Source organism: Paraburkholderia sejongensis, assembly GCF_020880815.1.
GTDB classification, from domain to species: domain Bacteria; phylum Pseudomonadota; class Gammaproteobacteria; order Burkholderiales; family Burkholderiaceae; genus Paraburkholderia; species Paraburkholderia sejongensis.
The window spans coordinates 71,521-80,272 of record NZ_JAJITD010000026.1 but is presented as its reverse complement, the minus strand read 5'-3'; the positions used below and the strand labels follow the sequence as shown (position 1 = coordinate 80,272).

General features: G+C 62.3%; 8 protein-coding genes. All 8 read right to left on the bottom strand.

The window, feature by feature from the left end; translation table 11 throughout:
• Nucleotides 1–217: 217 nt before the first annotated feature.
• Entirely contained in the window at nucleotides 218–1,942 is a 1,725-nt protein-coding gene (locus tag LJ656_RS32615) for an ATP-dependent helicase (protein WP_230513574.1), read from the bottom strand.
• A gap of 11 nt (nucleotides 1,943–1,953) precedes the next feature.
• Nucleotides 1,954–2,853: an ATPase gene (locus tag LJ656_RS32610; protein WP_230513573.1), complete on the bottom strand. Its 900-nt coding sequence runs from the start codon at nucleotides 2,851–2,853 to the stop codon at nucleotides 1,954–1,956.
• 285 nt (nucleotides 2,854–3,138) lie between these two features.
• On the bottom strand, nucleotides 3,139–3,753 hold the full coding sequence (locus LJ656_RS32605) for an IncC plasmid conjugative DNA transfer DtrJ family protein (protein ID WP_230513572.1): 615 nt from the start codon (nucleotides 3,751–3,753) through the stop codon (nucleotides 3,139–3,141).
• Complete coding sequence (locus LJ656_RS32600; RefSeq protein ID WP_230513571.1) at nucleotides 3,746–4,000, bottom strand: hypothetical protein; 255 nt, start codon at nucleotides 3,998–4,000, stop codon at nucleotides 3,746–3,748. The genes LJ656_RS32605 and LJ656_RS32600 overlap by 8 nt, the downstream gene beginning before the upstream one ends.
• Entirely contained in the window at nucleotides 3,954–4,472 is a 519-nt protein-coding gene (locus LJ656_RS32595) for a hypothetical protein (RefSeq protein WP_230513570.1), read from the bottom strand. Before LJ656_RS32595 ends, LJ656_RS32600 begins: the two co-directional genes overlap by 47 nt.
• Nucleotides 4,473–4,482: 10 nt before the next feature.
• Entirely contained in the window at nucleotides 4,483–6,354 is a 1,872-nt protein-coding gene (traD, locus tag LJ656_RS32590) for a conjugative transfer system coupling protein TraD (RefSeq protein WP_230513569.1), read from the bottom strand.
• On the bottom strand, nucleotides 6,351–7,706 hold the full coding sequence (locus LJ656_RS32585; RefSeq protein WP_230513568.1) for a TraI domain-containing protein: 1,356 nt from the start codon (nucleotides 7,704–7,706) through the stop codon (nucleotides 6,351–6,353). The genes traD and LJ656_RS32585 overlap by 4 nt, the downstream gene beginning before the upstream one ends.
• Nucleotides 7,703–8,752, bottom strand: a complete 1,050-nt coding sequence (locus tag LJ656_RS32580) for a type IV secretion system protein (protein ID WP_230513567.1) — start codon at nucleotides 8,750–8,752, stop codon at nucleotides 7,703–7,705. Before LJ656_RS32580 ends, LJ656_RS32585 begins: the two co-directional genes overlap by 4 nt.

The window sequence follows — 8,752 nt, the reverse complement described above, 5'->3', positions numbered from 1 at the left end:
CGCACGGCTTCCAGCTTGAACTCGAGCGTGTACTGCGCTCGCTTTGCCTTGCTTGTCATCAATGTTTTCTCCTTGCGTGAGTTTACCGCTCAGCAAGAGATTCGTTTTTCGGGGGCAAGCTCAGAGATAGCCGTGTCGGCAACGTTGTCGCGAGGCTGGCGCACTCGCGTCTGCCCGACTGGATGCACTGACAGTTTCAATGAAGCCGGCTCTTGGGCTAAGCCGGCCGCGCCGCGGTTTCGATCTGCGCTTCAGCGACAAACCGCGACGGGAAGTTCTTCGACGTCCCGGAAATCATCAGCGTTTCCCGCGCGCGCGTCATTGCGACGTAAAACAGCCGCCGCTCTTCCGGCTCAGTTGATTTGGCATCGGGGACGATGGTGTCTTCCGATCGGGCGATCCAGACGTGGTCCCATTCCAGTCCCTTCGAACTGTGCATCGTCGTCAGCACAAGCGCGTCCGGTGCGGGCTCATTGTTGTCCTGCCGCAGGAACAGCAGCCGTTCCGCGAAGGTGCCGCTCAGACGTGAGAGCACGTCATACGTTGCCTGGATCGTGCGGATGCCATTTTCCTTCTTCGTGTACTTGAGCATCCATTCATTCACGCCCGATAGCACCAGCGAATAGAACTTCCGCTCGCACAGCCCCCGCCACTCGGCGAGCCGCTTCATGAACTCACGATAATTCGTCGCCACGTCTTCCGGCATGCCGAGATCGACCAGGTCTGCCCGCGGCTTCTGGACGAGCTCCGCGCCCATGCTCGCGTGCAACGCACGCAGATGGTCGGCATGGAGGCCCGAGTGCGCCAGCACCGCGTCCAGCCCGGTCGCCTTCACGCCCTCGATAATCTCCAGGAGATTGCAGAGCAACGCACCCTCAGGACGGTTGAGAACCGACGCGCCCGACGCGCGATGATACTTGACGCCATACGAGCGGCAGACGGCCTCGAGCGGGTCAAGAATGCGGTTGGTGCGGGCGAGGACCGCGCACGTCTTGCCGTTGCGCAGCAGTGGCGCCAGCGCCTCCATGGCGGCCTCCGCTTCCACGTACTCATCGGCGTGGCGGGATGCCTCGACCCGGCCGCCGGCGCCTTTCTCCGCCCGCAGGATTTTCGGGATGCGGTCCGGATTGTTGCGGATCACCCGGTCGGCGGCCGCGAGGATCTCGGCGCGGCACCGATAGTTGCTCCCGAGCACGACCGGCCTGGCTTCGAATTCCTTGATGAAGGACTCCATCCCGCGATAGCCCAGAGCCTCACGGAAAGCGTAGATGCTTTGGTCGTCGTCACCCACCACCGTTACGACCGAACCTGCTTTTGCGTGAAGCTCGATCCAGCGGTACTGCAGCGGGTCAGTATCCTGAAACTCGTCAACGAGCAGGTAGGTGAACGGATACGGCAGGATCGTGCCGTTCTGCATGCCCTCGACGGCGAGCCGCAGCATGTCCTGGAAATCGATCTTCCCGTTGCGCGCCAGCGCCTCCTGATAGGCGCCGTACAACTGGCCGTCGGCGCTGTTGACGTCGCACCGGCCGAAATTCGTCTTGATCTTTTCGATCGTCGGGATGACGTCCTCGGCCTTTCCGTCGAGCCCGAGATCCTGCATGACGCGGATGAGCAGCCCGAGGCGGTCACCGTCGCTTGCAATGTCAGGCGGCCGCCCACCGGGGCGCTGAAGCTGTTTGTAGGCGAGCGAATGGAACGTGCCCGCGATAAGGCGCTTCTTCACCGCCTTGCCCGCCACGTGGAGGATGCGCTCACGCAGCTCGGTCGCCGCGTCTTTCGAGAACGTCACCGCGCCAACGACAGCCGCGCCGTCCTGCAACAGCAGCGCGGCCTTGGTGGCGATCGTTTTCGTCTTGCCCGCGCCTGGGCAGGCAATCGCCACACAATTCTGGCGCAACTGGGCGACTTCCCGCTGCTGCGGATTGAGTTCGTCCAGCATGACGCCCCCCCTTACAGGCCGCGGACCGTGGTCATCAGGCGCAGGTGCGTCATGTAGCCACGAACGCCGAGCGGGTTGACCTTCTTGAGGAAGTGCACCGTTTCATCGTCGACGTCCGACTGGTCGCGAATGCCGTTCCAGACCATGAAGTCGAACTGATCCATCACCTTGTCGAATTTCATGATGGCCGACAGCACGCGCATCGAAAACCGCGAATACACCTCGACGGTCAACTCCATCGCCGGCATCGGGATCGACGGCTCGAACACGAACTCGCCTCCCGCGCGAAGCTCCGCCTCCTTCTTCTCGCGAAAGCCGGTGGCGACGCGCAGCGCCTCATCCACATATTCTTCGATCGACTTGATCTGCTTCTCGAAGAAGCTGTTCACCGCGGTCTTGTCGCCCTCGCCAAATGTCGAGTCGCCGAAGCGCTGCATGTTCACGCTCATGCGGTTCAGGTACGGCCACCATTGCTCGAACAGCGGCTTCAGGCGCGTGTGGTTCAGCCGAACGTTCGCGGGCACAACTGCCGCCCCGGAAAGCTGTCGCTCCATCAGCTGGCGCCCCAGCTCACGGCGGCGCTTGATGATGGCGATACGCTCGCTGGCCGGCAGGTCACGGAACAGCTTGCGGGTCTTTTCGACCTCGGCGCGCTTCATGTTCGCGTCATCGGGCGTGATCACCCCTTCGCTCTGCAGGCGGTCCGCGTCCGCCTCCATCTGCGTCAGCTCGCTCTCGATCTCGCGCTCGCCCTCTTCGGCGCCGTCGTGACCACCGGCCTCGCCATCCGCGTGGGATGTCTCGGCCAGCGAATTCACATCGCCCGCAGCAGCGGCAGATGCAGCGGACGCCTGCGCATCTGCCGTCACCGGGCTTTCCAGTTCGGTATCTTCCACAGTGGTGGTGCTCATGCCCGTTTCTCCTTGGTGGACCTGTGTCGTTTCGTCGTTGGTAATCGGGCACGCGCTACGCGTCCCCAGCAATACAATTGTTGCGTCGTCATCGGGCGCAGAACGCCCGAAACACGCGTTATTTCACGAGCCTTTAATGGCAAGAGGCAGCTTCCGCGTCACAGGCGGCCGGCGAATAGGGGCTACCGCCGGACAGCAGAAGCGCAGTCCGGCAGAATGAACAAGAAAGGGGAGAGAAGCGGAGAGAAACGGACCGGAACGCGCCGATCCGCTTTTTTAGATGACTTATCGAGCTGACTGGAACGACTCGGCGGCCTTCCAGAGCAGCGCACCAAGGAGTGCCGCGACGACCACCCAATAGCCAGCAAGCACTGGCACCGGGACGAGAAGCACGCCGAAGAGCGTGCCTGTGACAATCAGCAGCCCATGGCCCGCCAGGTGAAACGAGAGTGGGCTGACGTATCCGGCTGCGGCCGCCTTGATCTTCCTGCGTGCGGCGCCGTCGATGAACATGCCGAGCGCGAAGCAAAGCGTGCCCACGATCCACATTTTCATGACCATCGCGCGCAACATCGCCCGGTAGGTGAGCAGCCAGAAGTTTTCGGTCCACGTGGCCGAGAAACTCGATATGCCGCCGTCGTTGAACCCGTTGAGATTGCCCGACGCGGCCAGAGTGCGATGCAGCAGCCCATTGTCCACAAACGAACGCCTGAACATTTCGTTGGCCGAGCGGACGGCCGCGTCTGCCCTTTCCTGCCCGACCGACGCGACGAGCGATTCCGTTTCGGCGTCCGGCACCTCGAAGAGCTTGCGGTCAGGAATCGCCGGCATCACTGCGATCGACAGCACGGGCACGAGAAAGAACCAGACCTTCACGTGCTTACCAAACCGGCTAGCCATGAATCAGCCTCGCTATGACGAGAAGCGGGATCGCGGTGATCGCCAGCAATCCGCCCCAGAACAGGAGCGGGCGGTTCACAGCAATGGACGCCAGTGCGTAGGCCCGCGCGCCCGCGCCCCAGGTGAACTCTTCAGGCGGGGTCGCCCCGGGCTCGTCGAACGCGCCCGCCGTGTGGAGCGCGCGCCGCGCGGTGTCGTAATCAACCCGGGACAACTTCGCTATTATCGTAGCGGTGAGCGACATCATATTCCTCGAAATAGCGACGGAACGCCTCGCCTTGCAGCACGCGCGACGCCAGTTGGAAAGCTGCGGTGCGCTCGGTGATGTGTTCCGGGCAACGCTCGTTGACCACCTCCAGCTCGCTGTTCTGATGCCGCTCTTCGAAAACCGGGATGGGCTCCAGCATGGGCGACCAGACACTGACCTTGTCACCGCGGCGCGCCACATAGCGGCGCGCGTAGAGCGACTTGGCAGGCTCGAACAGTCCCTGCATGAATGCGACGTGCTGATCGCCCGTCCGCTTGGCCCGCTTGAAGCTGGCCAGCGCGGATTCGATCATCTCTGCGGCCAGCGGCCCCCTGTCGCCAACGAAGCGTTCGCCAACGAAGTCGGCAACCCGCGAGCAGGCGAGTTCAAGATCGGGCGCGACGTTGAAAACAGGGATCAGCTTGTGCGAGAGCTTGTGATCGCGAATGATGTTTTTGAAAACAGCGGACATATGGTGTGGTTCAGCCTTCGATAATTGGAATTCGGCCCTGGTAGACGGCACCGCCCGAGATGCGCATGAAGTACTGCAGGTTCGGCAAACGATGGATCAGCGGCATCGGGATTAGCGGCACCTTCTCAAGCTGGAGGGTGCGTGACTGGGACCCGCTGAATTCCATCGCATGCGCTTCGGTCGTGGTGTTCGTGCTGTTCGAGATGTTGACCACCCGAATCGCTGTCTCCCCCACCTTGTCCGAGAACCACTTGGCGGTATCGCTATCCTCAAGTCTAAGGATCACCTGATTATTGAGGTTGCCCAAAACCTGCAGCATTTTGGCGGCGTTTCCGAGCTTGGCTTCGAGATCGGCGCGCGCCTGGAATGCGACAAAGGCCTTGAAGCCGGCGCCGCGACCCTTGTTCAGGATCTGGATCACCTGCTCGTTGATCGCTTCCGCGATCTCGTCGATGATCAGGACGACGTCGGGCTTTTCCGCGTAGAAGTTGTAGATCGAGCCGCAGACCGCCGCGACGTCCGACAGCGCCATCGACGCGATCGCCTTCTGCACGATGTTGTTCGACAGCGAATCAAGGCCCATGTACAGCACAGCCTTCTGCTTGATGATCTTGTCGATGTCCCAGATCTCGCGCTCGTCCTCGAAGTCGTCGGCCTTCGGCGCGAGCATGAGGCCTGTCTCGCCCGTTGCCAGCATCTGCAGCAGCGGCAGCGCCGACGCGATGATCCGCATGTAGTGCTCACGGTCATGGGTGTGCGTCGCGATCAGCCCGTCGATCGTTTCGTGCCCGCGATCGTGCGCCGCGAAACGGTCCATGTATAGCTTGGCCATCCCGTCGACGAGCGAAATATCGTTTTTGCGAACGCTATCCTTTACCGTCTGCGCGACCGTCAGCTCCTCCCAGTTCTGCATCCCGTTCTCGAGGAAGAAGCGGCGCAGACCGCGCTCCAGCAACGTGCCGATGCCGGACTGCGCGTACTTCAGGATCGAGCGCAGATTCGGCTTGTCCCCGACGTACAGTTCGCCCTTCACCGCACGGTCGATGAACAGGAACGCGAAATCCCGGAACGGCCCTTCTTCCATCAACTGCGCGATCCGCGACGGAATTTCGGAGGGCTGCGACCAGTTCTCGAGCGGATTGAGGCGGATCGACTCGTGCGGCTTCGCCTGATTGAAGTACAGGAATTTGCGGCCGGCGCGCGCACACTCCTTTTCCACGCGTTTTTTCCAGTCGTCGTCGTTCTTCGGGTCGACGATGATAAGCACGTCTTTCGGGTTGTGGATGACCTGCGTCGAGATCACCTCGTACGTGCGGGTCTTGCCCGCGCCCGTCGTGCCGCCGACCAGCGTGTGGCCGCCCATCGCCTTGTAGTGAAACGGCACGCGGACCTTTTTGGGCTCCATGCCGTGAATCCACGACGAGCCTTGCGGCATGCGGTCCCGGATGCTGTCGCGCGGCGCGAATAGGCGCTCGATGCGCGCTTCGGTCTTGCGACCCAGTTCCGTCTTGTTCAGCCACTTCGGCAAGGACGGAATATCGGTCACCGGCATGCGGAGAATGTCGTGAGCGATCTGGGTGTGCTTCTGGGTCCATTCAAAGCCGGTGCCAAGATACATCGAGTCTTCGCGCTCACGCATCTTGCGCTGCGTCTCAAGCAGCTTGCCGATATGAATCTTGCTCAGCCACTTGGTCGAGATCGCCATACGGAAGCTGAGCGCCCGCCAGACCTGAATTCCGCGGACGACCAGCAACGCGAAGCAGACGAGTGCGAAGGCCCAGCCGTAGGGCATTCCCGATGCGAAGATACCCACGATGACGACCGGCCAGACGATCAGCGGCCGGAACTCATAGATGGGACGGAAGTGGTTGATGTAGTTCATGTCGCCGGGCGCTCCATGATCAGGCGACCGGCGCGCTCAACGATACAGATGTCGTTGCCGGCCGCGCGCAGCAGCAGGCTGCGCTTCCTGAGTTGCTCAACGAGGGTATCGCTCGTAATGCCGTATCCGCCAATCAGACGCTTCTGCACGGCCAGCCCCTTCTCTTCCCACGTCACCTTGGCCTTGCCCGCAGCCACATCGCCCGCAAGCGCCCTGAAGAACTCGCGCATCATCGCGGAGCCCGGGCCGAGTACTTCGGTCAGCTCCTCGTCCGTTGGGCCGTTGCGACTCGGGCGAGCGGCTACCGGCGCGCCAGCTGCCATCTGGGTCGGATCGACGGCGGCCGCCGCCGTTGCGCGCACGGCTGATGGATCGACGGGGCCAGTCGCGGCCGCAGTGGCGGCCTGAGCTTCGCTGCGCTCCAACGCATCGAGCAACGACTGGGAAAGCTGTGGTCCGCCCGGGGCAGAACCGGAGTTCGGCTGCGCCGCGCTACTGGACGGCAAAGGTGCCGCCGCCGGCGCACCCGCAGTCTCCGCGGACGGGGCGAGCGCTGCCGCTTCCGTTGGGGCGCCCGGAACCGGGGTTGCCGCGACGACCTGCGGCTGCAGTTCGAGCGCGACGTGCACCGCCGATGGCACGTCGAACTTCACTGGGGCGAATACGCCGCGTTGCGCCTTGCGCTCGAACTCGACCGAAACGTCCATCGCCTGGCGCACCACCTTGTGCACCAGCGCTTCAAAACCCTGCGGGCTCCTTTCGGGATTGATCGCACCGAACAGATCCGCGAGTACTGAACTATCCAGCCACGCGAGCAGCTCGGGCGTGATCACGGTCTGCGCGAACATCGCCGTGCGCATCCGTTCACTTTTGAGCGGCGTCGCGCGTCGCTGTACGAGATAGTCACCCTCGCCCACCCAGTTGCCGAACGCCCCGTGAGCAGCCGGGCTCCAGGGCAGGTGATCCGCAACCCGCACGATCTCGAAGTGCCTGCACGGCTCGTCAAGCGACGAGCACGCGGCCGCGAGAAACACCGCATAGATGTACTGTGGCTCAAGCCGCCGGCGTTTGTCGGACGTCATGTCGGCGGCAAACTTCTGGCCGCCGGCGAGCCGCATCGCGTAAAACGTCGATTCGATAGTCGCGCGGAATGCGCCGCCCGGCTCGGCATGCAGTTCGGGCGTCAGCGGCATGGACGAGAACCACGCCGCGCACCGGCGCAGCACTGACAGCCATTTGCGTTCAAACTCGGATTCGGTGCTTTCGTTCGCGCACTGCCGCACCAGTTCGATGCGCTTCTCGTGCGTGGCCAGCAGGTCACTGGCCTTCATTGGTCGGTGAACGATGCTCATGGGATGATCTTCATTGCCTGCTTCAGGGCAGTGGTGCCAGTCGCCCCCGAACCGCTACCAAACATACCGGCCAGCTTTGGAATCTCAAACGACAACATCAGAAGGAACAAAGCAAGGTCAAACGCATAACCGGCGCTTAGCTGAGTCGCGGTACCGTTATCTGTTGCAGTCTTGACCGCGCCCGAGATAGCGCCACCCATCAGGGCGTACAGCACGGCCACCATCACCACATACATACCCGCATTAATCATCCAGTCCAGCCAGCGCTGGAAATAGCTGCGGGTATAGCTGGAGAACCCCAGCGCCATCGCGATGGGACCGAGGACAATGCCGATCGCTGCGTGGATCTGGCCGATTGCCGAGTAGTACACGAAGACGATCGAGGCGACGCACATCGCCAGGAAGGCCAGAAAGAGCGCAACGACGTCCGTGAGCGTACCGTTGAAGTCCGTCAGCAACTTGATGTTCAACACCTTTGCCTTTACGGCATCAAGGAAACTGCCACCGAGCGTCGAGAGTTGCGTCGATATGTTGTTGTTGGTGCCGCCTCCGATACTGGTGGCGAGGTCCTGAAACCAGTTCCAGAAACCCGGCGCGGACGTGGTATAGCCGAGGTACAGTGCGACGAAAATGCCCAGCACGGCAACCTCCTCGAACAGGCCCACCCACGCCGTGATGGGATTATGTGTTCCGGAGAACCGGACGCCTGCCAGCACGAGCGTTATTACGCCGAGCCCCCACGCGAACTTGTTGGCCTCTTTGAGAACCTTGTTGCTGACCGTGACAGCGGTGGGGATCAGGTTTCCAACCAGCCCCGAGATCTGCCGCTGCGCATCGCCCGCCCCCTTGGCCCAGTCACCGTCCTTGCCTGAGAGCGGCGTCCCCGTTGACGAACTGGACGAGGAGCTACCCGTATCGAATGTTGAGCCGTCGGGCAATATCAAGTTGTCGTCTGCGAAGGCGGCAGGCGTTACCAGTGTCGCGCCAAGCAGGAGGCAGAGCGAAAGCAACATGCCGCGCAGACGCCTGAGAAAGAAGTGGCTCAC